A 24877-nucleotide genomic window follows, 5' to 3' on the forward strand; every position below is an offset into this window, starting at 1 on the left:
TACAATTAAGAACAAAAGGGGAGTAATTCACATGGGAAAGTTATGGAAAAAAGCTGGTTTAGGCGCAGCCGGAATTTCAATGGCAGCGGTGATGACCGCCTGCGGAGGCGGAGGCGGCGGGGATTCAGAGGAATCCGGCGGATCTGACGATTCCGGATCGAGTGAAGAATCCTCTTCCGGCGGCGGTTTTGGTGAAGAAGTGGACTACACGATTACTGGTATTGATGCCGGTGCTGGTATTATGTCTCAAAGCGAACAGGCCATCGAAGATTACGGTCTCAGCAACTGGAATCTGCAGTCGAGCTCCGGTGCAGCGATGACTAGCGCACTCGGAGATGCGATTGAAAACGAAGAGCCGATTATTGTTACCGGCTGGACTCCGCACTGGAAATTTGCAGAATATGATCTGAAGTATTTGGAAGACCCGGAAGGCTCCTTCGGTGACGGTGATGATATTCATACTGTTGTACGCCAGGGACTTGAAGAGGATATGCCGGGAGCGTATCAGTTCCTCGATCAGTTCCAGTGGGAAGCAGAGAATATGGAAGAGATCATGGTAGAGATCCAGGATGGCGCTGAGCCGGCTGAAGCCGCTGCTACATGGGTTGATGAAAACGAAGATATGGTATCTGAATGGACCAACGGCGTGGAAGAGGTTGACGGCGAAGCGATCGAACTCGTCTATGTTGCCTGGGACTCTGAAATTGCGTCCACTAACGTAGTCGGAGAAGTGCTCACCGATCTTGGCTACGACGTAACATTAACGCAGCTTGAAGCTGGGCCAATGTTTGCAGCTGTTGCTGACGGCGAAGCAGACGGCATGGTTGCCGGCTGGTTCCCGAACACGCACGCAAGCCAGATGGAAGAATACGGCGATGACTATGAAGACCTTGGTGCGAACCTCGAAGGCGCTATTACCGGCCTGGTCGTTCCGGAATACATGGACATTGAATCCATCGAAGACCTTGAAGCAGAAGAATAAGTATAGCGATAAGCCGGAGCTCTCAGGAGCTTCGGTTTTATTTTTTTTATACATACCAAATGCCCACAGGTATCTGCCTGCGGGCATCAGGAAGTGGCACAGTTATGAACCGGGCCAGCAGATATTACTGGCTTCAGATGGTTCAATAATCGAGGTATGGGGTGGGGTAGTAATGGTATACCCGTTTTCCCCCGGTTTAATCTGCCTAATTGTAAAAATATAAAAATCCCGCTGATGGAAAGCGGGATTCGATTTATTCTGTACCGAAATATTGTTTTGCTTTCTCCAGATACGGTTCTGTTTCCGGTGTCAGTTCAGTATCCTCGATGATAGCTTCTACTGGACAGACAACTACACAGGCACCACAGTCGATACAGACGTCTGGGTCAATATAAAATTGCTCTTTTCCTTCTTCAATACAGTCTACAGGACAAACATCCACGCATTCCCCTGCTTTTTCCTCTATACATGGCGATGTAATGACGAATGCCATTTTGGTTCACCTCTTTTCAAAGTATTTCAAGAGATTTATGATTACGCGCCGAAAAACTGTCTCTCCATTGAAGAAAGCCAGCGCCTAGTAAGAAACCTCTCTTTCTCTAGTGTAAAACATATAGTGTTCCTTTACAATTACTTGGCGATAAGTATAATAGGTTGTGAGTCTAAAATTGATTAAACATATTAAAATACTATGGATTATAAAAAGGGAGGTGACGGCGTGTCCTGGGAGATTGTATGGGTGCTGATTATCGTATTGGCGATGATTGGTGCTCTGATGAAGGAAATAGCGCGGCCGGGGATTATTTTTTTATTCGTTCTTTCACTGCTGCTTATCACAGGGATTATTACACCACAACAGGGGCTGAAGGGGTTTGCCAACCAGGGCATGCTGACTGTGGGCCTTCTTTGTATTGTGGCAGGTGCCGTCCAGCAGACCGGCATCGTAGACCGGTTCGTTGAAGGAGTACTGAGTAAAGGCCGTACCCCTAGAGGGTCGCTAATGAAAATGCTCGTGCCCTCGGCGCTTATGAGCGGTTTTCTGAATAATACGCCGATTGTAGCGACGTTTTCGCCGCTTGTGAAACGATGGTGCGAGAAATATGATCTGGCGCCTTCCAAATTCCTGCTTCCCCTGTCCTACGCCACGATCATCGGGGGCACGATTACACTGATAGGAACGTCCACCAACCTCGTCGTGCACGGGCTCCTGCTGGAGCGGGGATACGCGGGGTTTCATTTTTTTCAGCTCGCATTAATCGGCATACCGGCTACAATTGCTGTCACCATCTTTATTTTAACGGTAGGCATAAAGATTCTCCCGGACCGTAAGCCGCCGCTGTTTTACCAGAAGGAGGGCCGCCGGAAATACATGCTCAAGCTCGAAATCACCCCCGATTATAAGCATCTCGGATACACGCTGAAACGGGCGGGCTTTATTAATGATCCATCTCTGCAGCTGCTGGCTGTGCTGCCAAACGGGGAAGCAGAAAGCAGGGAGGCCGGCGAACAACACATTCTTAAGCCGGGTGACTGTCTGATGGTATACGGAGACCTGGCCCAGATAGCGGTGCTCGAAAATACGGATGGTCTCGATATTAGAACGGAAACGAGTGAGAAAAAAACGGCTGAAGAGCCGAATGACCGCAAGCTGATGGAAGTAATGGTAACCCACTACTCCAACATTCTATTTACAAAGCTAAAGGATATTTTCTTTGACCAGCGATTTGATGCTGCGATTATCGGCATCCATCGTTATGATGAGAGCTATTCGCCCGAAATGAAAGAAATGGTGGTAAAGCCGGGAGATACACTCCTCCTGCTGGCTGGACCAGAATTTGAACAAAAAACGAGCGCCCATAATGACTTTCACGTACTGAAAAACAGCGTGAATCCTTTTTTGAAGGGACCGAGATGGAAAAGCTGGCTCCCGCTCGTCATGATGATGCTGATGGTGGGACTCGCTGCCCTGCAGATTATTCCTATTTTTTATGCAGCGCTGATCGCCGTCGCCGGACTGCTCCTGACAGGCTCGCTTTCGCTGATGGATGCCCACCGGTATCTTCCATATGAAGTACTGATCGTCATTGCTGCTGCCTTTGGGCTCGGGGAAGCGATGATGAGCACAGGTGCAGCCCCGCTTCTCGCAGAACGGATGATTGACTGGTTTATGCCATTCGGGGTGCTCGGAGTGTTTACAGCCCTGTATGTTTTGACAAATGTGTTTACCGAAGTGGTAACCAACAATGCGGCGGCCATCGTGATGCTCCCGGTGGCACTGGAAACAGCGGATATTTTGTCTGTCTCTCCGCTGGCAGTTGCGGTAATTGTTGCAATTGCAGCGTCCGCGAGCTTTATTACGCCAATTGGCTACCAGACGAATCTATTTGTGTATACGCAGGGCGGCTACCGGTTCACGGATTTTATGAAAATCGGCGCGCCGGTGAGTCTGATTGTTATGGTCATTACCATCAGTATTACATGGACGGTATGGGGTTAAAAGCTGGAAAAGCGCCAGCAGGTTTTTTATACTGAAAATAAAGAAGAAAGAAGGTAAGCACCTTGGATATACGTGCAGAAAGTCTGTCCGCGCATAAATGGCTGTTTGCACTGCCGCTTGCAGGTGCTGTACTAACCATTCTCATTTCAACTTCCATGCCGTACCAGCAGCAGGACATTCGTCCGTGGCTCGAGCATATACCGTTTGAGCGGCTGCAGCCATACGTATCTGTGCCGTCCTTTTCGTATGGCGGGGATCCGGTAAGTGTAGCTGCATCGGGTGTGGAAGGCTATGTGGAATTTTTTATCCGCAAGGCAAGCCACGTGTTTATGTTCACCGCTATATTTCTGGCGGCTCTGCTCGCAGTGTACCCGTACCGCCTGCCGTTTTGGGGAAAGCTCGCCGGGGCCTATGGGTTTGTATTTATGTTTGCCATGCTTGACGAGTTACGGCAGCACTTCAGCCCGGACAGGCATGGCATGTGGCAGGATGTTGCTCTCGACATGGCCGGAGTGTCCGCTGCGGCAGTGATTGTTGTTTTGTGCTGGCTGTGGAGGTACGGATCGCGGTTTATGTAAAAAGTCCCCTGCAGAGGAGTGCGGGGGACTTTATTTATGAAAGAGGGGGTAATGCGAGGGATAAAGCAGGGGAAAAGACTGTTACATACCGGCAGGAAAAGGCTCAGTGCTTAAGCCGATGCTTTCCGGCGGTGCCTCAGAAGCGCCTGGCTGCAGCTTTAAAAACCGGACGTCTTCAGCGTTTACTTCGACCACCTGCACGCGCTTGTTGTCCTTGTTGTCGTACAGCCGGGTATTAATTCTTCCTTTCACACCGACCATAGCGCCTTTGTGGCAGTATTCGCACGTTGTTTCCGCCTGGCGCCGCCATACGGTGACAGGCACAAAATCGGCGTCGTATTCCCCTTCCTGGTTGCGAAAGGACCGCTGAACAGCAAGGGTGAAGTTGCATACCGGGGTCCCGTCCTTCGTATAGGTTAATTCGGGATCGCGGGTGAATCTGCCGACAAGCGTCACCTGGTTAAACATGTAATCACTCCTGAATAGTTAGTGGGTCTGGGTTACAGACGTGTGGTATAAAAATTGGTGAAAGTATTCATGTCTTGGAGAAGGAAAAAAGCCAAGAGTGCGTTCGAGGGATAAAAAGGGATGTCTCGGGGCGTACTCGGGCTGCGGCGCAAGGTAGTCCCGTGCGCTGCACCACCGGTAAGAGCCGGGGTAGGAATGATCCAGCTTCTCAGAAGGAAGCAGGTGTATTCGGCGGCTCTGTTCAAAAAAGGACGTTTCGTCAGGGAGAAGTTCGGAATGGTAACGGGTCTGAAAAACAGGGCCATGGGTCTCATAATAGCGCCGGTAGTGCATGGCATAGGACGCATGCAGCTCGCGCATAATGGTCGAGATGGAGACGTACGTGGATTCAGCCAGCAGATGAATGCTGTCTGGAAGCAGACAGTAGGCGTGAAGGTCGAGCTTTGTGGTATTGATTACTTTGGCTAATAAGTATACGTATTGTTTATAGTCTTTTTCATCGGGAAATAAGGTGCGGTTGGAAGCCCCAGCTGCAGTAATGTAATAGACGGTGCCAGGAAACCAAAGGCGTTCTTCCCGGGGCACGGGCATACACCTCTTTCGTTAAAAATTTGTAGGGAGTATTTCACCAAGAGGAGGGGGTTGGTGAAAATAAGGCCGCAGACAGGACCTTGGGAGCAGAAAAAAACGCGGTTTCGCCTCCTTTCGTGTTAGAATATAACTACTATACCATATATTCCAACAAAAGGAAGAAGCAGAATGTGACAACACTTTGGGAGACCTGCCCTGCTTTTGGAAAATTTAAGCAGGCCGATTTTGTTCCATGTGTTTGTATTTCCTATTCGTTATGGTATGTTGAATACAGCTTGATTTGTCTTGTATTTGACATGCGTGCAAGGCACGCATCACAGTTATCAGGGAGGAAAAAAGATGAAAGTACGTAAAGCTATTATTCCGGCCGCAGGGCTCGGAACACGTTTTCTGCCGGCGACAAAGGCGCAGCCGAAGGAAATGCTTCCGATTGTGGACAAACCCACTATTCAATACATAGTAGAAGAAGCGATTGCTGCCGGCATTGAAGACATTATTATTGTAAGCGGACGTGGTAAGCGCGCGATTGAGGACCACTTCGACGTTTCGTATGAGCTCGAGCAGACGCTTGAAAAGAAAAACAAAACGAAGCAGCTTGAGGAGGTCCAGCAGATCTCCAATATGGCAAATATCCACTACATTCGCCAGAAAGAGCCGAAGGGCCTCGGACACGCCATCTGGTGCGCCCACCGTTTTATCGGGGACGAGCCGTTTGCTGTACTTCTTGGGGATGATATTGTGCATTCGGACGAGCCGTGCATGAAGCAGCTGACAGACGTCTTTGATAAATACCAGAGCTCGGTCGTCGGTGTGCAGCAGGTACCGGATCAGGACGTTTCCAAGTACGGCATCATTGATCCGAAAAGCGAGGAAGAAGCTGGCGTGCATAAAGTCCAGGGCTTAAAGGAAAAGCCGGATCTTGCGGATGCTCCGTCCAACTATGCGGTAATGGGACGCTACGTTCTGACACCGGAAATCTTCGACATTCTCGAAACGCTGCCGCCCGGCTCCGGCAATGAGATCCAGCTGACGGATGCCATTACGAAGCTGAATGAAAGCCAGGACGTGCTGGCGTATGAATTTGACGGCGTACGATACGATGTCGGCGATAAGTTCGGTTTTGTTAAAGCGACGATCGACTTCGCGCTCGACCGGGAAGATCTGCGCGAGCAGCTCGAGGATTACCTGCAGAATAATATTCTGCAAAAAGAAACGGATAAAAAATAATCATGCGGAATGAAAAAGCCGACGGGCACTGGCCTGGCGGCTTTTTTGCGTAAAAAAAGAGCCCGATTTGGGCTCCTTCGTTACGCGTTGTCTTCATTTTGTTTCTTTTTAATCGGATATGCTCTCCATTTGGAAAGGTCAATTTCCTCTTTTTTCAGCAGACGGTGCGGAAAAACAAACGTCCATGGCCGGCTTGAGAACGGCTGCACGGCAAAATCGTCGAGCTTAAATCCGCCCCGGGCAATGACTTCTTCGTGCGCATCCTCCACCTGCAGTGGCACGTTGTCGAGCTTGAGCTCATTGTTGCCTCCGTTGCGGATGAGAAGCGTTACATGCAGGTCACCGTTTTCCGACTGGACGGCACGCATGCCCATGAAGTTGACCTCACCGGGACGCGGCGGCTTCATGTCACGGATCATGTCCTTCAGCTTGTCCACCTGCTGGCCGCTGAGCGCACTTTTCCAGCTGTCAGCAAGATCAAGATGGTGTTCGCGCTTTGGTTTTTCCACGTGAAAGCCGATTTTCCATCCGTCTTTAGGAAGTTCCTGCTGAAGCTGTTCCTTAGGAGCGAAATAAAAGTTCCATGGCCGGGCACTTCTTGGCGGAATGTCGCCGACACCGCTTAAATCCACTTTCTTTTTCGCGATTACCTGGTTGTCATTACTCATTAGAAGCACCGTGGACTGCTTTAAACGGATAGTTTTTTCTGCGCCGTTGCGGATAAAGGCGGTAACAAGCATCAATCCGTTTTCATCCCGCTGTGCGCTGATGCCCGAAAGCGCAACCTGTCCGGGCTTAAGAGGAGGAGCTTCGCCGTTTAAAAAGCGCAGGTAATATTCATCCTCTTCCGGAATTTCGGCGTCCGGATGCAGACTGAGGGTCGTTTCTACGGTCCGTCCGCTATCATCATGTGCTTCGTCTATGGTTTCCTCATCAGCCGGGGTTTGGTCTGTCAGTTCGTCTGGTTTAACAGCGTCACCCTGGGACGATTGCTTTTTTTTACCGAATAAAGCCATACTTTTTCACCCTTTTATAAATGTCATAGTTATAAAGTTTGTTGTATAAATGTACTGGCGTTAAAGATAGTCTGTACGTCCTTATAGTATATCATTCTGCCGAAGGACTTTTAAGGGGGATCTCCAAATGCAAGTTAATATTCCCGCAGGCCTTTTTCCTGTACAATTAATATATACGAGTAAAACAAACAATAAATGAGCAAATAGAGGAGTTATGCACATGAAAAGTCTGGTTGGTACGGCGGTGTTATTGGCTCTGTTGGCAGCGTTCGTAGTTTACAGCCCGGCGGATTCTCCCTGGAGCGGTGTTAAAGACCGTCTCGAGGAAGCAGGGGGCACGACATACGAGGGGACGGAAACGCAGGGCGAACGAATGGCCCTGTTTTTATCCAATCTGCTCGGGGAAAACCTGCAGGCGGATGAAACGAGCGGAGGGGCTCCAGAGGCTGGCACTGTGGAAACGGAAGTGCCCGAAGGAACAGGAGACTGGGAGGTTGCAGGCGTGAGTCTTGGAGACAGTCTTGAAGAAGTAGAAACGGCACGCGGTGAAGCGAAAGACGTGCAGGCCGGCAGCTATTCGTTCGACTGGCATATTTATTACGACGACGATTATGAGCAGTATGCCCAGTACGGGATTGAGGATGGACGCGTGGTGGCGCTTTATTCCAACCAGCAGACGTGGCAGGACGATGAAGGAAACGGCTGGGGCACCGGGCGCAATGTTATCCAGGATACGTACGGGGAATCCATGGAGACGGTGACCCGCGGAAACGTCCGAACGGAAACAGATGAACAGCAGCAGGGCGTCTACGAGGTGCAGGAAGGCTTTGCGACCTTTTTCTATGACGTCCATGAGGAAAACAGGGTGAACGCTCTGCTGCTGGTAGATAAAGAGGTGGAAAGGAACTCGTCGTTCTATACCGAAGAGTCCGAAGAAGCGCGGGATTCGTATGAACGGCTCGTATGGCACTTGACTAACGCCCAGCGTGTACAGCTCGGCCGGGACACGCTCGTCTACAATGAGCCGGTGGCAGCTGTTGCAAGAGCGCACAGTGAAAACATGGCTGAAAATCAGTTTTTCGATCATGTGAATCCGGAAGGCCAGTCGCCGTTTGACCGCCTCGAAAGTGATGGCATCCGCTACGTACAGGCTGCTGAAAATATCGCCTCCGGCCAACGGGCGCCGCTGTATGCCACAGCCGGATGGATGAATTCGTATGAAGGGCACCGCGAAGCGATGCTTGGCAATTACGACGGTCTCGGTGTCGGCGTGGCATTCGACGACGAAAACCGGCCGTTTTATACGCAGAATTTTGTTAGTCCAAGCAGGGAGAGATAGATAGATGCCGGCAAATATAGTGGTTGTTGGAAGTATTAACATGGATCTGGTCACCACAGCGGAACGTATGCCTTCCCGGGGAGAAACAATCCTCGGGGAAGGCTTTCATACATATTTTGGCGGGAAAGGGGCCAATCAGGCAGTGGCCGCTGCCCGCCTCGGCGCCCAGGTGTCGATGGTCGGAGCGGTTGGAAGCGATGCATTCGGCACAGAATATTTGGAGCATTTGCGAACCGAGGGCATCAATACAGAGCACGTCCGCACGCGCACGGACCTTTCGAGCGGTGTGGCTGTAATTATTGTATCTGAAGGAGACAATTGCATTATTGTGACCCCGGGGGCAAACGCTACGGTCAGTCCTGATGATATCGAAGAAAGCCGGTCGCTCCTGAGAGAGGCTGACGCAGTGCTCGTACAGCTTGAAATCCCAGTGCCGGCGGTGGAGAGGGTGCTTCAAACCGCTGAGGAGGAGCAGACCCCGGTTATTTTAAACCCAGCGCCAATGCAGCCGCTGTCCCCGGCGTATTGGGGTAAAGCCTCCTATCTGACACCAAACGAGCGGGAGTTTGAACAACTGAGGGAGACGTACCCGACGATTGCCGACCACCTTGAAAATGTAGTGATCACGAAGGGGGCGGAGGGAGCATCAATTATCCGGGCAGATGGCAGCGAGGCCGTTATTCCGGTGCGGACGGCGGACGTGCGGGACACCACAGGGGCAGGTGATACCTTTAATGGAGCGTTTGCGACAGCAGTGGCAGAAGGGATGCCGCTTGAAGAGGCCTGCCGGTTTGCCAATGCCGCCTCGGCGCTTTCTGTCGAAAAGGAAGGAGCACAGACCGGCATGCCGGTGCGCTCGCAGGTCGAAAATCGGGACCTTTAATATGTATGCAGAAGTGAATGTAGAATAACTGGTAAAATATGATACAATAAAATTTGGCAATAACGCTTAAACAATAAGCGGTCATTCACGCGTATAATAGAACGAAAATACATAAATTAAAGGTTGGGGAGATGTATGAAGCTAACAGTAGTAGGCACCGGCTATGTAGGTCTTGTATCAGGAACAAGCTTTGCAGAGCTTGGCAATGACGTAATCTGTGTGGATAAAATTCCGGAGAAGGTGGACCGGCTGAACAATGGGGAAATCCCGATTTATGAGCCGGGGCTCAAAGAACTTGTGGACTCAAACCGGGCAGCGGGACGACTGCAGTTTACGACAGAGCTGAAGCCTGCCGTACAGGCATCAGACGTGGTGGTTATTGCTGTCGGGACGCCGGAGTCGGAAACGGGGGCTGCCAACATGTCCTACGTGTACGGCGTGGCGGACGAAATCGGGGAAGCGGTAAATGATGATAAATTCCGCGTCGTGGTGAATAAATCGACGGTACCGGTAGGGACTGCAGACCGCGTGCGCAGACTGATTGCGGACAAAAATCCGGAGGCACAGATCGAAGTATGCTCGGTGCCGGAATTTCTCCGGGAAGGATCAGCTGTGAAGGATACATTCAATCCTGACCGTGTCATTATCGGTACAAATTCCGACAAAGCAGCGGGCATTTTAACAGAGCTGCACCAGCCGCTTACAGACAACATCGTCGTGACGGATCCGCGCAGCTCCGAAATGATTAAATACGCCTCCAACGCCTTTCTTGCCACGAAGATCTCTTTTGTGAATGAAGTGGCGAACATCTGCGATTACTACGGGGCAGATATCAATGCGGTTACACGCGGGATGGGAATGGACAACCGGATCGGTCCGAAGTTTTTGAACGCGGGGATCGGATACGGGGGCTCCTGCTTCCCGAAAGACGTCAAAGCGATCAAGCACCTGGCAGAGGTGAAAGGATATTATCCGCAGCTGCTGCAGGCCGTCAATGACGTGAACGAAAAGCAGAGCCTGCGCATGGTGGACCACCTGAATGTGATTTTTAACGAAGACATCCGCAATATTACGGTGGCGCTTCTCGGACTGGCGTTCAAGCCGAACACAGACGATATGCGGGAAGCTCCGTCGCTGAAAATCATCCGTTCGCTCCAGGAATACGGTGTGAAGGTGCGTGCCTTTGACCCGGTAGCAGAAGACAATGCCAAGCAGCTGCTCGAGGGAGACATCTACTTCGCAGAAAGCGCGCTGGATGCCTGCGAAGGTGCAGACGCGGCTATGCTTGTGACAGAGTGGGAAGAATGCCTGCAGGTCACGCCGGAGAAATTAAAAAGCATCATGAACAAGCCAGTCATGATTGACGGCAGAAATGCATTTGAAGCCAGGGAATTTAAAGAAGCCGGCTTTATTTATCACGGCATCGGCCGAAAATAGTTATAGAAAAGCCCGAAAGGAGAAGATGCTCCTTCCGGGCTTTTTTGTGCTGAAAAATGTTTGTTTAAGGTGTTGTTTCCTCGTAGCTTTCCTCTTCGGCTGGCGCTTCTTCGTACGACTCCTCTTCCGCCGGCGCTTCTTCTTCTGTAGCCGGCTCTTCGTAGGATTCATCAGCCGGTGCTTCTTCTTCTGTGGCCGGCTCTTCGTAGGATTCATCAGCCGGCGCTTCTTCTTCTGTGGCCGGCTCCTCGTAGGATTCATCAGCCGGTGCTTCTTCTTCGGTTGGCGCTTCTTCGTAGGATTCTTCAGCTGGCGCCTCTTCTTCCGTGGCCGGCTCCTCGTAGGATTCATCAGCCGGCGCTTCTTCTTCTGTGGCCGGCTCTTCGTAGGATTCATCAGCGGGAGCTTCATTATTAGCCTGCGTCCCCGGTAGGGCGAGCGGTTCCTCTGAAGCCGGGAGGTCCAGCTGCTTACGCAGGTTATTGGACGTTTCGAGAGTCGCCTCTGGATTAAGCTGGTAGTAATAAATGCCGTTGATCGTCGTGTCTGACCCCTGCAGCTGGCTGGAATCAATTTCGTTTAGGGAATCGGCGTACTGCTGCAGAGCGATCATGTTGCCGAACGTGAAGTTGGTGCTGACATTTTCACTGACGCTGTCAAATACATCATCGTAGTTGTCGATGGACTCGATAGAACCGGCTTTTTTGATCAGGCTTTCAAGTACTTCCTGCTGACGTTCGCCGCGTCCAAGATCGCCCCGTGGGTCTTCTTTTCTCATCCGCACGTATTTCAGCGCTTCTTCACCGTTCAGTGTTGCCGGGCCTTCTTCAAACTCTGTTCCTTCCTCCGAGAAATCAAACGGCACATCGACGTCGACGCCGTCAAGATCATTGATAATGTCAGTAAAAGCCGCGAAATCTGATTTCACGTAATAATCAATTGGGATGTTCAGGGTGTTTTCAACAGTCTGAACCGCTAAATCCGTTCCACCGTAAGCATTGGCGTGCGCGATTTTGTTTTCGCCATTTCCTTCAATGTTTACGAGTGAATCTCTCGGAATACTCACAAGCTTCACTTTTTTGGAATCCTTATTAAATGTACCGACGACCATCGCATCAGACCGTCCGTCCATGGAGCCATCTTCACGGTCATCCACTCCAAGGAATAAAACCGAGAAGCTGTCCTCCGAAGGATCAACGGCCTGGTCGCGGAGATCCGATTTTTCACCGCGTTCGAGTTCTTCCTCTGTGTCAGCAGACACGCTGTTCAACTGCTGGAGGAAGTAGGCGGAAGCGCCGCCTGCAAGCAGCAGAAAAAGCAAAGCAACGATGGCTGTGGTTTTCCAGATGAAGGCTTTCTTTCTTCGTTGACGAAGGTTTCTCCGTTGAGACGTTGAGCTTGGCATGTCGGCACTTCTCCTTTAGATTGTATAATGATCTTAGTATAGAAAACGGCAGAAAGCTTCTGCGGACAAGCTATTATATAAAAATCAGCTGAAATGGGAGCATTTTGAAAAATATTGTATTCTTTCATTGTATCCGAGGCAGAAACGATAGTAAATAAAATAAACCTCTGGTACGAAAACTATTTCTGGGCCGGAAACGTATTTGACACGGAGCGCTTCGTATTACCGGGGAAATAAATGAAAGACTACGAGGGTTCTTCGGTTTCCACGAAGGCCTGCTTCCCTTCCTCTATGACGGCCTGTCCGCTACTTATATTCACAAGCCACTCCCGGCACGTTTCCGTCTCTTCGGCAGGAGCGTAAAGATGAAGCTTCACCTGCTCTTCGTAGTCAATGGCGTCAAGAATATAAGAGGACTTCCGGGCTTCGTGTTCCAGTTTGCCGAGCAGGCTGTAGTCGGCAGAGACTATGAGCTCCTGCATCAGTGTACGGCGCACGATGCCGATATGATTCAGTGCCTCGGAAACCGAGGAGCCGTAGGCGCGGATGAGTCCGCCGGCGCCAAGCTTTATTCCGCCGAAGTAGCGGGTGACAACGACGACAGTGTCTTTCAGCTCCCGTTTTTTCAGCACCTCGAGCATTGGTACTCCGGCAGTGCCGTTCGGCTCACCGTCATCATTGGCCTTTTGAATATGGTCCTGCTCGCCGATCAGATAAGCCGAACAGTTGTGGGCGGCGTTCCAGTGCTCTTTTTTTATCTGCTCTATGAATGAATGAGCGGTTACTTCGTCCTCTGCGCGGGTAATATGGGTAATAAAGCGTGATTTATTTATGGTAAATTCATGATGTCCGCTCTGTTTAATGGTACGATATGAAGTAAGCATACGGTAACATTCCTCCTAGGTAATGTTATTACCGTATAATATGATTGTAATGGTTGCAATATTTTGGCCAGTATATAACAGGAAATGGGCGAAAACGAAACAAAATAAGAGGTAAATATGTAAATTTGTGATTTTTCATTACATAGCGGAATAGGTCCAAACGAATATGCTAAACTATTCATGAACCGTTCCAAACGGTATTGAAAATTCGCAGGCAAGTATAGAGGGTGATGGTAGCCTTGCGAAACGCAGCAGACTTAGATCAAATTATTGACCAAATGCTTCAGACAGTAGAGAAAAGCAAAGAAGAAATTTTTGAGATTAGTGAAACCTCCAGAAAAGAACTTCACACACTCCAAGAAGAGTTGAAGGAAATACAGGAACACATTTCTGAAACGATTGAACGCTCCGATCAGCTCGAGGTTGAAGCCAGGGTCGCAAGAAATCAGTTAGCAGAGGTAAGCAAACGGTTTCGGCAGTTCAGTGATGAAGAAGTGCAGAAGGTGTATGAAAAAGCCAACGAATCGCAGGTAAATCTCGCTGTGGTGCGCCAGGAGGAAAAACGCCTCCGCGACCGCAGGGACAATATCGAACGCCGCCTGATTCAACTGGATGAAACCATTGAACGGGCTGAAACGCTTGTTTCCCAGGTAGGCATTGTGTATAACTTTCTTGCCGGTGATCTGCAGGACGTCGGGGAGTTTGTTGAAAACGCCCGGGAAAAGCATGAGTTCGGCCTGCAGATCATTGAAGCGCAGGAGGACGAGCGCAAGCGGGTGGCTCGTGAAATTCACGACGGCCCGGCACAGACGCTCGCGCACGTGCTGCTCCGCTCGGAGCTTGTTGAGAAAATCTCCCGTGAAAAAAGCGCGGAGGAAGCCATTCAAGAGTTCAGGGAGCTGCGTGTCCTGATCCGCTCGAGCCTCGGGGAAGTGCGCAGGATCATTTACGACCTGCGCCCGATGGCGATTGATGACCTTGGCCTCGTGCCGACGCTGCAGAAGTATCTGCGCCACCTTGAAGACAACACGGGCATGGTGACAGAGTTTACCACAAAGGGGAAAGAAGCAAGAGTCGCCCCGAACCTTGAGATCGGACTGTTCCGCATTGTACAGGAGGCAGCCCAGAATGCCTACAAGCACGCCAAACCGGACCTTCTTCGGGTACAGCTCGAACAGCGGCCGACGAGTATTACGATTTTAATCAAGGATGACGGCAAAGGGTTCGACGTGCAAAAGGAACGGGACAAATCATTCGGCCTACTCGGCATGAGAGAGCGTGTGAACGCGCTGGGCGGGGAGCTGACGATTGATTCCGTGGTCGGCCAGGGTACGAGAGTGAAGGTGTTTGTGCCGGTTCATTAAAACAAAAGGCTGCATTAAATAACCAAAAGATAAGTGAAGCGAAGAAAGGATGAGAACGTATGCAAGAACGTATCGATGAAAAAATCAAATTGCTGTTAATTGATGACCATCAGCTTTTCCGTGAAGGCGTTAAACGCATTCTGGATATGGAAGAAAACTTTGAGATTGTTGCAGAAGGCAGTGACGGAGAAGAAGCGTTTGCTCTTGTCAACGATTATCATCCGGACGTTGTGCTGATGGATATCAACATGCCGGGTGTTAACGGCGTCGAAGCAACCAAGACGCTGATCGAGCGCCACCCGGATTTGAAGGTTCTTATTTTGAGCATTCACGACGATGAGTCGTACGTGACGCACGTACTAAAAACAGGAGCTTCCGGCTACCTGCTGAAGGAAATGGATGCCGATGCCCTGATTGAAGCAGTGAAGGTGGTCGGCTCCGGCGGCGCCTACATTCATCCTAAGGTAACGCAGAACCTGATTAACGAATACCGCCGGCTTGCCCATGAAGGCGACGATCACGGCACGGACGATACCGAAATCGGCTACAAAGAGGTCGAGTATCGTAAGCCGCTCCATATTCTGACGCGCCGCGAATGCGAAGTGCTTCAGCTGATGACAGACGGCTACAGCAACCGGATGATCGGTGAGTCGCTCTATATCAGTGAAAAAACGGTGAAAAACCACGTGAGTAACATCCTGCAGAAAATGAATGTGAATGACCGGACGCAGGCGGTTGTCGAATCCATCAAAAAGGGCTGGGTTAAAGTCCGCTAAATAAGCAAAGGCTGCCGGTGTAATATCGGCAGCTTTTTTGCGCTTTGGCATTGACTTCCGGCGGGAAGTCCGTAAAATGAAAACGAACTCATACATGCCTGTTATAGACAGAACGAAAGGAGAGGGCCTGTTTGCCAAATATCGCCGTAGTTACTGACAGCACCTCGTGCCTGAACCCGGAAGAACTCAAGCAGTGGGACATTCACGAAATTCCGCTCAATGTGGTGGTGAATGAAGAAACGATGCCGGAAACGGACTGGGACGCTGCGACGTATTTCCAGACGATGAGAAATTCGGAAACGCTTCCGACCACGTCACAGCCGTCGCCGGGAAAAATGGAGGACCTTTACCGGGAGCTTGCCCGGGAGACCGATGACATTATTTCGATTCATTTAAGCAGCGGGATCAGCGGTACGCATCAGACAGCTGTCGCCGTTGCGGTGGACCTTGAAGACACCGTTCGTGTACACTGCTACGACTCGGAGATCAGCGCCCGGGCCCAGGGCTATTATGTATTGACTGCCGCTCGGATGGCTTCTGAAGGATACAGTGTAGCGGACATTTTTGCCGAGCTTGATAAAATCAAAGAAACGATGCGGGCGTATTTTATTGTCGAAGACCTGCGTCACCTGCAGCGGGGCGGTCGTCTGAGCGGAGCGCAGGCCATGGTCGGCAGTATGCTGCGCATCAAGCCGGTGCTCGAATTTACTGACAAAAAGATTGTGCCGTATGAAAAAGTGCGCACATCCAAAAAAGCGCTCGCCCGTATTCAGTCCCTCTTTTTGGAGGAAGCGGCCAAGGGTCCGCTTGAAGCAAGTGTCCTCCACGCAAACGCAGAAGAGGCCGGGGAAGCCTTCCGCCGGCAGCTTCAGGAAGCTTCGCCGGAATCCAGGATCGTTCTCGAACACCTCGGGCCGGTGATTGGCACCCATCTCGGTGAAAACGCCATCGGACTCGCCTGGTACCGTCCTGAAGCCCTCTCCAAGTAATTCCGGCGGCCCCCGGGCCGCCTCCTCTTTTAACCCTCCCACGAAAGGAATCACCTCCTATGAGTATGCTATTCACCTGGTTTACCGGCAGCAAACGGCCGGACTCAGCTTTTCCTTCCTTTTCCCCTGTTTCTCAGCCTTTCAACACTTCGTTACCTGAATACGAACAGATGCAGAATCACTGTGCCGGCCGGGCGCTTCTCGCGCAGGAGCTGCCGTACGATCAAAAAATAGTCGAGACCTATGTGCAGGCAGGAGTGCTGCAGAAGGTGAGCGCCATTACACAGCAGGGCTCTTTTTGGCGGTGCCTGCGCTGCAGCAATCAAAGCCCCGGCCTGTTCGGCTCACATGCATGTGCCTGCGGACGCAAAAGGTGCGTCTACTGCCGGGAGTGTCTGGAAATGGGGCGAGTGTCATCCTGCACGCCGCTTTACTTCTGGACGGGCACCGAAGCGGCTCCGGTATTTTCTGATCCGCTTGCATGGAATGGCCGTCTGTCTTCCGGACAGGAGCGGGCGTCCTGTGCCGCGATAGAGGCCAGCAGGCGGAAGCAGGAGCTGTACATCTGGGCGGTGTGCGGCGCGGGCAAAACCGAAATGATGTTTCAGGCGGTGGCTGAGGCGCTTGCCCGGGGGGAACGGGTGCTGTGGGCGACGCCGCGGACGGACGTCGTGCGTGAGCTGTACCCGCGTCTTGCGGGGGTGTTTCCCGACGTGCCAACTGCAGCCTGGTATGCCGGCAGTCTCGACGCACGGCCGGAGGCGCGTCTTGTACTCGCAACGGCGCACCAGGCGCGCCGGTTTAAGGGCGCCTTTGATGTGGCGGTCATTGACGAGGTGGACGCGTTTCCATACGTGTTTGACCCGGGTCTACAGCAGGCTGTGCGGGAGGCGTGCCGACAGGAAAAGGCGGTTATTTATTTAAGCGCCACGCCCGGAAGAAACGAACAGCGGCGGATGAAAAGCGGAGATCTGGCGTATGTAAGGGTTCCGCGCCGGTTTCACGGACAGCCGCTTCCGGTGCCTGTGTGCCGGTGGGCCGGAAACTGGAAGCTGCAGCTCTCCCGCGGGCGGCTGCCGCATGCACTGGTGCAGTGGTGCCGGGCACGGGACGAGGATTTCCCGCTCTTTATATTTGTTCCGTCGGTGGCGGTTATACGACCAGCGGTGGAAGCCATCCGGACAGAAGGCTTTCGCTGCGACGGTGTGCACGCTGAAGACGAAAAGCGTGAGGAAAAAATTACTGCTTTTCGGGATGGGAACATTGATATTCTCGTTACAACGACGATTCTGGAGCGAGGCGTTACGATTCCGAAGGCTGATGTGGCAGTGCTTGGCGCCGACGATGATATTTTCACCGAAAGCGCCCTCGTGCAGATTGCCGGCAGAGCCGGACGGAACCCGGAAAGACCCGAGGGCGATGTCGTTTTCTTTCATTACGGCCGTACGAAGGCGATACAGCAGACGATCCGTCATATCCAGACGATGAACCGGGAGGAGGCGGCGTCCAATGAATGACGGTTCTTTTTTATCCTTTGCACGCGGATACTGCCTTTCCTGCCGGGAGCGACTGCAGACGTCGTGGACGTACCATAACCTGTTTACCCTGTTTACGTGGAGAGCAGAACCGCTGTGCGAAACCTGCACCGGGCAGCTGCCTGTCATTACCGGGGCGGCGTGTCCGGAGTGCTCAGCGCCGGGGCACATAGACGCGTGTTCCGACTGCCTCAGATGGCGCCGGCGGACTAAGACTGGTGGATGGGTAAAAAACGTATCGCTGCTTCACTACGACGAGTGGATGCAGGCGTGGACGACCCGGTGGAAATTCCGCGGAGATGCGGTAATGGGCGCAGCATTTTATCACAGTCTTCGCCGTGCGTACCGGAAGCATTTTCGGGGCTTCGTGCCGGTTCCCATTCCGATTACACCAGAACGGATGGCAGAACGCCGGTTTAATCAGGCGGAGGTGCTTGCGGCGGGTCTTCAAGTGCCGTACGCTTCGGCGCTCGAACTCCCGAACGGAGAGGGCGGCAAACAAAGCAAGCAGACGAAGCGGGAGCGGATGCACACCGTGCGCGGATTTACCGTGTCTGCTCCTGACAAAATTATTGGCCGGAACGTTCTGATCATTGACGACATTTACACGACCGGGGCGACGGTCCGCGAAGCGGCGACTGTTCTTGAGGCAGCAGGAGCTGGTTCTACGGCTTCGCTTACATTGATCCGGGCTTAAACTCCGTGCCGATAGTGCCGATATAAGAAGCAACAATGAATCAAAGGAGAAACGAGCTATGGGCGAATTAAAAAACTGTCCGTCATGCGGCAATTTGTTTGTACAGGCGCTCCGTGCTGTCTGTCCGGCGTGTCACCGGGCGGAGGAAGAGCGGTTCCAGAAGGTATACACATACGTAAGAAAAAGCAAGCACCGCCAGTCAACGATTCTGGAGGTCACCGAAGCGACTGGGGTCAGCGAGGAAAATATTTTCCGCTACATCCGTGAAGGACGCCTGAACCTGGCGCATCTGCCGAACTTCAGCTATCCGTGCGAGGGCTGCGGCGAACCAATCCGTGAGCATCGGCTCTGCCGAACGTGCAGCGGTCGTATTTCTTCGGGGCTCGAGGCCGAGGAGAAGCAAAGAGAGTGGGAAGCCAGACAGGTTAAGGATAAACGGTCGACGTACCGGGCGTGGGAATAATGAATGAGTCAAAAAGCGTGTATGTATGTTAAAATTTAAGTCTTAAGTACCAAGGAAAACACCGGCGGAATAACCGATATAAATAGTAACAAATCAGCCGGAGAGAAACGTCCGGATGGGAGGGAATCAACAGATGAAAATTCATTCCGCGCATTCCGCTAATGCCATATACCGCAGCCAGGCCGCCCAGCAGCAGAAGCTGCCACAGGGGGAACAGGCAGGAAAAAAAGATTCTGTCGAAATTTCAAACGCAGCTAAAGAGCTGCAGCAGTCGGAGGCGATTGACCCGGCCCGCAGGGAAAAGGTTGAACAGCTGAAAGCCCAAATTGAAAACGGCACGTACGAAGTACGACCGGAGCAGACGGCAAAGAAAATGCAGGACTACTGGAACAATCAGTAACAGGCCGGTAAACGGCCTGTTGATACATATACATAAAGGAGCGGTCGCATGAGCGTACAGAACATAGCAGAGCAGCTGAGTGCCCTGATTGAAGAGCACCGGGTGCTTCTCGGCATATCCGAACAGAAAACGCAGACGCTGAAAACAGGTGACGCCAGTGTCCTGCAGCAGCTAGTCCGCGACGAACGCCGCCAGGTGCAGCGTATTACCCGGATCGAGCGGGAGCGCCACCAGCAGGCCGCAGCGCTTGCAGGTGTCAGCCCGGATGACGCTGTATCCATCGAGGCATTAAAGCCGTTGGCAGAGGTGGACGAGCGTACGAAGCTCGAAGCACTGCAGTACGAGCTGATTCAGGTGATGACAGCCCTGCAGCATCAGGAGGAGCTGAACCGGGCGATGCTTGAGGATGCAATGAAATACACGCGGGTGATGCTGAGCGCCATGCAGCCGCAGGAGTCCACGCAGTACGACCGGAAGGGTCTGGCGCCGCAGCAAACGAAACGGGAATACTCGGTCTTTGATTCACGGGCATAAGCAGCAGGTACATAGAAACGAGGAGGAAAAGGCATGACTTCGACATTCATGGGGCTTGAAACAGCGAAACGGGCGCTCACGGCCCAGCAGCACGCGCTGCAGACGACAGGACATAACATTGCCAATGCCAATACGCCGGGGTTCACGCGGCAGCGGGTCGACCTGCAGCAGAGTGATGCTTTTTCGAAAGCCGGCATGAACCAGCCGAGCACGCCGGGCCAGATGGGCACCGGGGTGGACTCCAACACGGTCGCGCGCATACGCGATCAGTATCTTGACGTGCAGTACCGGGGTGAAAATGCGAAGCTCGGCTACTGGGAAACGAAAAACGAAAACCTTTCCCGCATGGAGGACCTCATGAACGAGCCGACCGATGAAGGCGTTGCGAACGCGATGGACGAATTCTGGAAATCGCTGCAGGACCTGTCATCGAATCCGGAAGACTCCGGCGCGCGTTCGGTCGTGCGCCAGCGCGGGGAAGCGATGGTGGACACCTTTTCCTACATATCGAATTCGCTTCAGGCGAACAAAACCGACCTTGATGCCCAGATTGATAATGAAACCGGCCAGTTTAACTCGCTGCTCAGCCAGATCAGCAGCGTAAACGAACAGATTGCCGGGGTGGAGCCGCACGGCAAGGTGCCAAACGACCTGTATGACGAACGCGACCGACTGATTGATGGGCTGTCGGAGATGGCGACCGTGGAGGTGAAGCGCAATCCGAGCGGTGGGAAAGCGAACAGCAACGCCGAGGGCACCGTCGATATTTTCATGACGAGCGATACCGGTGACCGGCTGCAGAAGCTTGTAGACGGCAATGCGCTCGCGTACCAGGAAGTGATTGTGGAAAAATCCGACGGCCGGGAGGGTCATGTGGAAACGGTGAGCTTTGAGTGGGCGAACGGCAAAGCGGGCACCAACATCCCTGATCCTTCGGACAGCGTCAATGCGTTTATGCAGTCGAGCGGCAGCATGCAGGGCCTGCACGAGGCTTACGGCTACAGGAACGAAGACTCCGGAGAGGTGGAAGGCCTGTATACGGACATGCTGGATAACATCGACACGATGGTTACGACTTTCGCAAACGCACTGAATGACACCCACCGGGAAGGGTGGACGATGAACGACGTGGAAACGGGCACAAAAGGCGAGAGCGTTGACTTTTTCAGCTTTGACCCGGCTGTCCTTGAATCCAAGGGTGCTGCCAGTGCGCTGCGCGTGAGCGGTGACGTAAAGAACGATTTAAATAATATCGCAGCCGCTTCCGTCTCGGAAAACGGCACGGGCTATGCAGGTAACGGCTCCAACGCGCTGAACCTGGCGAATGTAAAAGATGCTGATTTAAACTTTGGCGCAGGAAACGAAAACTCCACCAGCGTGCAGCGGTTCTACCAGGGCGTGATTGGCCAGATGGCGGTGGACGCGAGTGAAGCGAAGCAGAAAACAAGCATTACCCAGTCACTCACCTCGAGTGCTGACGATCGCCGTATGTCGGTAAGCGGGGTAAGCATGGATGAGGAAATGGCCAGCATGATCCAGTTTCAGCACGCCTACAATGCAGCATCCCGGAGTGTAACGACATTCGATGAAATGCTCGACCGCATCATCAACAACATGGGTCTGGTCGGCCGTTAAGAAAAGGAGGAAAATGATATGCGAGTCACCCAGCAGATGATGAGCCAGCGCTCCACCGGCCACATCAGCCAGAGCTATGATCAGATGATGAATCTGCAGGACCAGCTTTCCACCGGTAAAAAAATTACCCGAGCCTCCCAGGATCCGGTCGTTGCCATGAATGGGATGCGCTACCGTTCCCAGGTCGGCGAGGTGGAGCAGTTTGAGCGGAACGTCGGCGAAGCGCACAACTGGCTCGACTCGAGCGATGCCGCTCTCGGAGAAGCAACCCAGGTAATACAGCGGGTGCGGGAGCTAGTCACTCAGGCGTCCAACGACACGTACGAAGGCGAACAGCGCGGCAATATTGCCAAAGAAATCAGTGAATTAAAGGAACAGCTGATCAGCTCCGCTAACTCGAAGGTCGGTGATAAATATATTTTCAACGGCTCCAATACGACAAATCCTCCGATTGATAAGGAAGCCACGGCAGACGGCGTAACAGCGGAAAGCTTCACGGGCCACGGCGATGCGGTGGAAATGGAGCTCATGAAGGGCATTAACATCGAGGTGAGTTCGGAGCCGGGCGGGGTTTTTAATGAGCAGCTTTTTGCCGAACTCGAACAGCTGCAGACCGATCTGGAAAATCCGGATACGACCGGCGAGGATCTGCAGGGATATCTGGGCACGCTTGACGAGCAGATGAACAGCATCGTAAATGAGCGGGCCGAACTCGGCGCGCGCTCGAACAGGATTGAAATGATTGAAAGCCGGCTCGCCGACCAAAAGGTCATTTCCAACAAAATCATGTCCAACAATGAAGACGCTGATCTTGAAGAAGTGATTACCAATTTAACGAACCAGCAAACCGTGCACCAAGCGGCGCTCGCCTCGGCCGGACGGATTATGCAGACGACGCTCCTGGACTTTTTAAGATAAAATTTTATAAAATGTGGGAAAATCTGTTTTATTATGAAGAGCGATTCAGTATACTGGTCTTTGTGACTGTCATCTGTTTCGCGTAGGCATTCAATTTACAGGGAGGCAGAATAGTGGAAATCGAAACGAAGCATTTAGGTGCTGTCACAATCGAAGAAGAAGATATTACCCGTTTTCCGCAGGGCATTCCGGCGTTTGAAGACGAACGCGACTTTGTGTTTCTTCCGTTCGACGACAGCGGCAGCCTGTTTATAATGCAGTCGGTGCAAAATGCGCACATTGCGTTTATTACAGCTGATCCGTTTGTGTTTTTTCCGGACTATGAGCTCGAAGTACCGGATACCGTCACGGAACAGCTGCATATCGAAAACCCGGAGCAGGTACTTGTCTATGTCACACTGACGCTTGCGAACACACTCGAAGAAAGTACGGCGAACCTGCAGGCACCGCTTATTATCAACGTCGAACAGAAGCTCGGCAAGCAGTGGCCGATGGCGCGGTCGCCGTATGAGACGAAGCATCTGCTGTTCCAGCGGACGCAGAAAGAAGGCACAGGATCATGTTAGTACTCACACGAAAGAAAAAAGAATCGATTCGTGTCGGGGATGACATCTCGATCACTGTACTCGGAATAGAAGGAGACCAGGTGAAGCTGGGGATCGATGCCCCGGAGCATGTTGATATCCACCGCCAGGAAGTATATGTCTCTATCCAGCAGGAAAACCGGCAGTCGCTCGCAGGAGATATTACGCTTTTACAGAAATTATCGGAAAATATCAAAAAATAATTAAATGGCTATTCATTCACTACACACAACTAACGAACTAATAAAAATACTAAAAAATATGGAAATGTATCTAAAAAATGAACAATAAGGAAAAATAATAGTTCTTTATTCATATTTATGATATAATTAATTTACGATAAGTGGAAAATGCCTAGGGTCATAGGGCTTCTTGTCGGATTCCGCAAAGTAAAGGTAGAATTTGTATACGGTCGTTCGAGTTCAGGGGATTGGTTGTCCTGCTGCAGTTTACAGAGAGAAATCAACAGACAAAAACGCAGAGGGCATGCTTGGGGAAAGTGTGTTCAACAAAAATAACATCACTTTCGGTGAGGTCTCAGGAGGAATACATAATGGCCAGGACTTACAGTCGCAACATCCCGGGAAGCAGAGTACCGATTTTATTTATCGACCTGCAGGGATCAGAAGTACTGCCGCAGGCAGCAGAATCAATGGGGAAGCTGGCTGTGCGCACGAATGGGGAAGAGTGGACCACGCTCATGCAGCGCGGTCTGCAGAAGGACACGCTTTATTACACAGCATGCAGTGATCTAGATGCGTTTGTACGTCTTCAGGAAGCAAAACGGGCCGGGTCCGCGTGCAGGATTGGTGTGAACCTGCCGGAGCGGCTCCGTCATTTGGTGGATGAATTCATCTGCCAGGATGTGACGTTGCTTCTCGCCGCCGAGCGCGACGAAGAAGACTGGCGCAAGCATTTTATGCGCGCCACGCAGTTTCAGACGTACATCGACCCGGTATTTCAGCCGCAGGTCGTGGAACGGTACCGTCGCATGAACCAGCTGCAGGAAGAACCACCCGAACAGCAGCTCGAACTCGATGTGCATAAAGCACGCGGCACGCTGTCGGAAGCAGAAATCCGGATTTTGGAAAAAATCCTCGAAGGCAAAAGCAACCGCAAAATTGCCGAGGAATGCTTTCTGGCCGTCGCCACCGTAAATAACCACGTCAGCCACCTGACGAAAAAAATGCAGGCCAACGACCGCACGCATACTATTAAGCGCGCGATTGAAGAAAACTGGGTCGAGTTTATCACGTGATAGAAAAGCGGAGGTCCGCCGTTCAGGAGTCTCGTACGGCTGAACACGCCCTGCCTGGACTTGTTGTCAAACAAGGAAGGCAGGGCAGGGTCAACGGAACGAGCGACTGCGGACCGAAGCTGGACAGATCGAAAGGCGAAGCCACCCTGAACAGCCGCTCCGGACGGCTGGCGAAAACCTGGATGTAAGCGTCGACAGACGGTGAAGCCAGGGTGCAGCCAATGGACTGGACGGCTGGGGGGCGTAGCTAGCTATCATGAAAGGTGGAGAGCGTTTGATCACCATCCGGGATGGCTCGAGGCTTTCGGTCGGCTTAAGACGAAGTCGCAAACGATCCGAAACAGCGAATGGACCCGGATGGTAACGCTCGGAGCTGGGCAGCGAAAATTTGCCGCTTGAGTCTAAGTTAAATAACCC

Annotated in this window: 28 protein-coding genes; 22 read left to right on the forward strand and 6 right to left on the reverse strand. The window is 52.0% G+C overall.

Annotated elements, in window-relative coordinates; translation table 11 throughout:
- Positions 1-31: 31 nt before the first annotated feature.
- Positions 32-982, forward strand: coding sequence for a glycine betaine ABC transporter substrate-binding protein (locus Q9M42_RS12595; RefSeq protein WP_322526820.1), 951 nt, complete (start codon positions 32-34; stop codon positions 980-982).
- A 253-nt stretch (positions 983-1235) separates the two neighbouring features.
- Here Q9M42_RS12595 and Q9M42_RS12600 read toward each other — a convergent pair whose 3' ends face one another.
- Positions 1236-1475 carry a DUF362 domain-containing protein gene (locus tag Q9M42_RS12600; protein ID WP_022793374.1) on the reverse strand — a complete coding sequence of 80 codons (240 nt, stop codon included), beginning with the start codon at positions 1473-1475 and terminating at the stop codon, positions 1236-1238.
- A gap of 225 nt (positions 1476-1700) precedes the next feature.
- Here Q9M42_RS12600 and Q9M42_RS12605 point away from each other — a divergent pair, with 225 nt between their 5' ends.
- Both Q9M42_RS12605 and Q9M42_RS12610 read left to right on the forward strand, forming a co-directional pair.
- Positions 1701-3479, forward strand: coding sequence for an SLC13 family permease (locus Q9M42_RS12605; RefSeq protein ID WP_322526821.1), 1779 nt, complete (start codon positions 1701-1703; stop codon positions 3477-3479).
- A 62-nt stretch (positions 3480-3541) separates the two neighbouring features.
- Positions 3542-4057, forward strand: a complete 516-nt coding sequence (locus tag Q9M42_RS12610; RefSeq protein WP_322526822.1) for a VanZ family protein — start codon at positions 3542-3544, stop codon at positions 4055-4057.
- 81 nt (positions 4058-4138) lie between these two features.
- On the opposite strand, the gene Q9M42_RS12615 is transcribed toward Q9M42_RS12610, so the two are convergent.
- Both Q9M42_RS12615 and Q9M42_RS12620 read right to left on the reverse strand, forming a co-directional pair.
- Positions 4139-4525: a single-stranded DNA-binding protein gene (locus Q9M42_RS12615; RefSeq protein WP_322526823.1), complete on the reverse strand. Its 387-nt coding sequence runs from the start codon at positions 4523-4525 to the stop codon at positions 4139-4141.
- Positions 4526-4543: 18 nt separating this feature from the next.
- Positions 4544-5110 carry a transposase gene (locus Q9M42_RS12620; protein ID WP_322526824.1) on the reverse strand — a complete coding sequence of 189 codons (567 nt, stop codon included), beginning with the start codon at positions 5108-5110 and terminating at the stop codon, positions 4544-4546.
- A gap of 345 nt (positions 5111-5455) precedes the next feature.
- Here Q9M42_RS12620 and galU point away from each other — a divergent pair, with 345 nt between their 5' ends.
- Positions 5456-6343 (forward strand): UTP--glucose-1-phosphate uridylyltransferase GalU, encoded by an 888-nt coding sequence (galU, locus tag Q9M42_RS12625; protein WP_322526825.1) that lies wholly within the window; start codon positions 5456-5458, stop codon positions 6341-6343.
- Between the two features lie 80 nt (positions 6344-6423).
- Here the strand turns inward: galU and Q9M42_RS12630 are convergent, their stop codons facing one another.
- Positions 6424-7359, reverse strand: coding sequence for an accessory Sec system S-layer assembly protein (locus Q9M42_RS12630; protein ID WP_322526826.1), 936 nt, complete (start codon positions 7357-7359; stop codon positions 6424-6426).
- 220 nt (positions 7360-7579) lie between these two features.
- Between Q9M42_RS12630 and Q9M42_RS12635 the strand changes: the two genes are divergently transcribed.
- The 3 genes from Q9M42_RS12635 to Q9M42_RS12645 all read left to right on the forward strand — a co-directional run bounded on the left by Q9M42_RS12635 (position 7580) and on the right by Q9M42_RS12645 (position 11018).
- Entirely contained in the window at positions 7580-8698 is a 1119-nt protein-coding gene (locus Q9M42_RS12635; RefSeq protein ID WP_322526827.1) for a CAP-associated domain-containing protein, read from the forward strand.
- Between the two features lie 4 nt (positions 8699-8702).
- The gene (rbsK, locus tag Q9M42_RS12640; protein WP_322526828.1) at positions 8703-9581 is read left to right on the forward strand and encodes a ribokinase; all 879 of its coding nucleotides are present in this window, start codon (positions 8703-8705) and stop codon (positions 9579-9581) included.
- 135 nt (positions 9582-9716) lie between these two features.
- Positions 9717-11018, forward strand: a complete 1302-nt coding sequence (locus tag Q9M42_RS12645; RefSeq protein WP_322526829.1) for a UDP-glucose dehydrogenase family protein — start codon at positions 9717-9719, stop codon at positions 11016-11018.
- A 64-nt stretch (positions 11019-11082) separates the two neighbouring features.
- Here Q9M42_RS12645 and Q9M42_RS12650 read toward each other — a convergent pair whose 3' ends face one another.
- Positions 11083-12423 (reverse strand): LCP family protein, encoded by a 1341-nt coding sequence (locus Q9M42_RS12650; protein WP_322526830.1) that lies wholly within the window; start codon positions 12421-12423, stop codon positions 11083-11085.
- 245 nt (positions 12424-12668) lie between these two features.
- On the reverse strand, positions 12669-13307 hold the full coding sequence (locus tag Q9M42_RS12655; protein WP_322526831.1) for a YigZ family protein: 639 nt from the start codon (positions 13305-13307) through the stop codon (positions 12669-12671).
- Between the two features lie 230 nt (positions 13308-13537).
- Between Q9M42_RS12655 and Q9M42_RS12660 the strand changes: the two genes are divergently transcribed.
- The 15 genes from Q9M42_RS12660 (at position 13538) to Q9M42_RS12730 (ending at position 24859) form a co-directional block, all read left to right on the forward strand.
- Positions 13538-14671, forward strand: a complete 1134-nt coding sequence (locus Q9M42_RS12660) for a sensor histidine kinase (protein ID WP_322526901.1) — start codon at positions 13538-13540, stop codon at positions 14669-14671.
- Positions 14672-14730: 59 nt separating this feature from the next.
- Positions 14731-15447 carry a response regulator transcription factor gene (locus Q9M42_RS12665; protein ID WP_322526832.1) on the forward strand — a complete coding sequence of 239 codons (717 nt, stop codon included), beginning with the start codon at positions 14731-14733 and terminating at the stop codon, positions 15445-15447.
- 131 nt (positions 15448-15578) lie between these two features.
- On the forward strand, positions 15579-16436 hold the full coding sequence (locus Q9M42_RS12670) for a DegV family protein (RefSeq protein ID WP_322526833.1): 858 nt from the start codon (positions 15579-15581) through the stop codon (positions 16434-16436).
- Positions 16437-16495: 59 nt separating this feature from the next.
- Positions 16496-17953, forward strand: coding sequence for a DEAD/DEAH box helicase (locus Q9M42_RS12675; RefSeq protein ID WP_322526834.1), 1458 nt, complete (start codon positions 16496-16498; stop codon positions 17951-17953).
- Positions 17946-18668 carry a ComF family protein gene (locus Q9M42_RS12680; protein ID WP_322526835.1) on the forward strand — a complete coding sequence of 241 codons (723 nt, stop codon included), beginning with the start codon at positions 17946-17948 and terminating at the stop codon, positions 18666-18668. The genes Q9M42_RS12675 and Q9M42_RS12680 overlap by 8 nt, the downstream gene beginning before the upstream one ends.
- A 58-nt stretch (positions 18669-18726) precedes the next feature.
- Positions 18727-19131: a TIGR03826 family flagellar region protein gene (locus tag Q9M42_RS12685; protein WP_322526836.1), complete on the forward strand. Its 405-nt coding sequence runs from the start codon at positions 18727-18729 to the stop codon at positions 19129-19131.
- 133 nt (positions 19132-19264) lie between these two features.
- The gene (gene flgM, locus Q9M42_RS12690) at positions 19265-19531 is read left to right on the forward strand and encodes a flagellar biosynthesis anti-sigma factor FlgM (protein WP_322526837.1); all 267 of its coding nucleotides are present in this window, start codon (positions 19265-19267) and stop codon (positions 19529-19531) included.
- A gap of 48 nt (positions 19532-19579) precedes the next feature.
- A complete protein-coding gene (locus Q9M42_RS12695) occupies positions 19580-20065 on the forward strand; it encodes a flagellar protein FlgN (RefSeq protein ID WP_322526838.1) in 486 nt (161 codons plus the stop codon).
- Between the two features lie 33 nt (positions 20066-20098).
- Positions 20099-21700, forward strand: coding sequence for a flagellar hook-associated protein FlgK (gene flgK, locus Q9M42_RS12700; RefSeq protein WP_322526839.1), 1602 nt, complete (start codon positions 20099-20101; stop codon positions 21698-21700).
- An 18-nt stretch (positions 21701-21718) separates the two neighbouring features.
- A complete protein-coding gene (gene flgL, locus Q9M42_RS12705) occupies positions 21719-22618 on the forward strand; it encodes a flagellar hook-associated protein FlgL (protein ID WP_322526840.1) in 900 nt (299 codons plus the stop codon).
- Positions 22619-22731: 113 nt separating this feature from the next.
- Positions 22732-23184, forward strand: coding sequence for a flagellar assembly protein FliW (gene fliW / locus Q9M42_RS12710; protein ID WP_322526841.1), 453 nt, complete (start codon positions 22732-22734; stop codon positions 23182-23184).
- Positions 23178-23405: a carbon storage regulator CsrA gene (gene csrA, locus Q9M42_RS12715; protein ID WP_322526842.1), complete on the forward strand. Its 228-nt coding sequence runs from the start codon at positions 23178-23180 to the stop codon at positions 23403-23405. The genes fliW and csrA overlap by 7 nt, the downstream gene beginning before the upstream one ends.
- A 350-nt stretch (positions 23406-23755) precedes the next feature.
- Complete coding sequence (locus Q9M42_RS12720; protein ID WP_322526843.1) at positions 23756-24460, forward strand: response regulator transcription factor; 705 nt, start codon at positions 23756-23758, stop codon at positions 24458-24460.
- Positions 24457-24648 carry a hypothetical protein gene (locus Q9M42_RS12725; protein ID WP_322526844.1) on the forward strand — a complete coding sequence of 64 codons (192 nt, stop codon included), beginning with the start codon at positions 24457-24459 and terminating at the stop codon, positions 24646-24648. The genes Q9M42_RS12720 and Q9M42_RS12725 overlap by 4 nt, the downstream gene beginning before the upstream one ends.
- 13 nt (positions 24649-24661) lie before the next feature.
- Positions 24662-24859 carry a hypothetical protein gene (locus Q9M42_RS12730; RefSeq protein WP_322526845.1) on the forward strand — a complete coding sequence of 66 codons (198 nt, stop codon included), beginning with the start codon at positions 24662-24664 and terminating at the stop codon, positions 24857-24859.
- Positions 24860-24877: the final 18 nt, after the last annotated feature.

It is taken from the genome of Marinococcus luteus (genome assembly GCF_034497705.1).
GTDB lineage: Bacteria > Bacillota > Bacilli > Bacillales > Marinococcaceae > Marinococcus > Marinococcus luteus_A.

Excerpts from the sequence above, each read along its gene's own strand:
- Q9M42_RS12665 (WP_322526832.1), top strand. The coding sequence starts at position 14,731 with ATGCAAGAACGTATCGATGAAAAAATCAAATTGCTGTTAATTGATGAC.
- Q9M42_RS12630 (WP_322526826.1), bottom strand. The coding sequence starts at position 7,359 with ATGGCTTTATTCGGTAAAAAAAAGCAATCGTCCCAGGGTGACGCTGTT.
- flgM (WP_322526837.1), top strand. The coding sequence starts at position 19,265 with ATGAAAATTCATTCCGCGCATTCCGCTAATGCCATATACCGCAGCCAG.
- Q9M42_RS12650 (WP_322526830.1), bottom strand. The coding sequence starts at position 12,423 with ATGCCAAGCTCAACGTCTCAACGGAGAAACCTTCGTCAACGAAGAAAG.
- galU (WP_322526825.1), top strand. The coding sequence starts at position 5,456 with ATGAAAGTACGTAAAGCTATTATTCCGGCCGCAGGGCTCGGAACACGT.
- Q9M42_RS12695 (WP_322526838.1), top strand. The coding sequence starts at position 19,580 with ATGAGCGTACAGAACATAGCAGAGCAGCTGAGTGCCCTGATTGAAGAG.
- Q9M42_RS12615 (WP_322526823.1), bottom strand. The coding sequence starts at position 4,525 with ATGTTTAACCAGGTGACGCTTGTCGGCAGATTCACCCGCGATCCCGAA.
- Q9M42_RS12660 (WP_322526901.1), top strand. The coding sequence starts at position 13,538 with ATGGTAGCCTTGCGAAACGCAGCAGACTTAGATCAAATTATTGACCAA.
- Q9M42_RS12600 (WP_022793374.1), bottom strand. The coding sequence starts at position 1,475 with ATGGCATTCGTCATTACATCGCCATGTATAGAGGAAAAAGCAGGGGAA.
- Q9M42_RS12635 (WP_322526827.1), top strand. The coding sequence starts at position 7,580 with ATGAAAAGTCTGGTTGGTACGGCGGTGTTATTGGCTCTGTTGGCAGCG.
- rbsK (WP_322526828.1), top strand. The coding sequence starts at position 8,703 with ATGCCGGCAAATATAGTGGTTGTTGGAAGTATTAACATGGATCTGGTC.
- Q9M42_RS12685 (WP_322526836.1), top strand. The coding sequence starts at position 18,727 with ATGGGCGAATTAAAAAACTGTCCGTCATGCGGCAATTTGTTTGTACAG.
- flgL (WP_322526840.1), top strand. The coding sequence starts at position 21,719 with ATGCGAGTCACCCAGCAGATGATGAGCCAGCGCTCCACCGGCCACATC.
- Q9M42_RS12595 (WP_322526820.1), top strand. The coding sequence starts at position 32 with ATGGGAAAGTTATGGAAAAAAGCTGGTTTAGGCGCAGCCGGAATTTCA.
- Q9M42_RS12675 (WP_322526834.1), top strand. The coding sequence starts at position 16,496 with ATGAGTATGCTATTCACCTGGTTTACCGGCAGCAAACGGCCGGACTCA.
- Q9M42_RS12645 (WP_322526829.1), top strand. The coding sequence starts at position 9,717 with ATGAAGCTAACAGTAGTAGGCACCGGCTATGTAGGTCTTGTATCAGGA.
- flgK (WP_322526839.1), top strand. The coding sequence starts at position 20,099 with ATGACTTCGACATTCATGGGGCTTGAAACAGCGAAACGGGCGCTCACG.
- Q9M42_RS12655 (WP_322526831.1), bottom strand. The coding sequence starts at position 13,307 with ATGCTTACTTCATATCGTACCATTAAACAGAGCGGACATCATGAATTT.
- Q9M42_RS12680 (WP_322526835.1), top strand. The coding sequence starts at position 17,946 with ATGAATGACGGTTCTTTTTTATCCTTTGCACGCGGATACTGCCTTTCC.
- csrA (WP_322526842.1), top strand. The coding sequence starts at position 23,178 with ATGTTAGTACTCACACGAAAGAAAAAAGAATCGATTCGTGTCGGGGAT.
- Q9M42_RS12720 (WP_322526843.1), top strand. The coding sequence starts at position 23,756 with ATGGCCAGGACTTACAGTCGCAACATCCCGGGAAGCAGAGTACCGATT.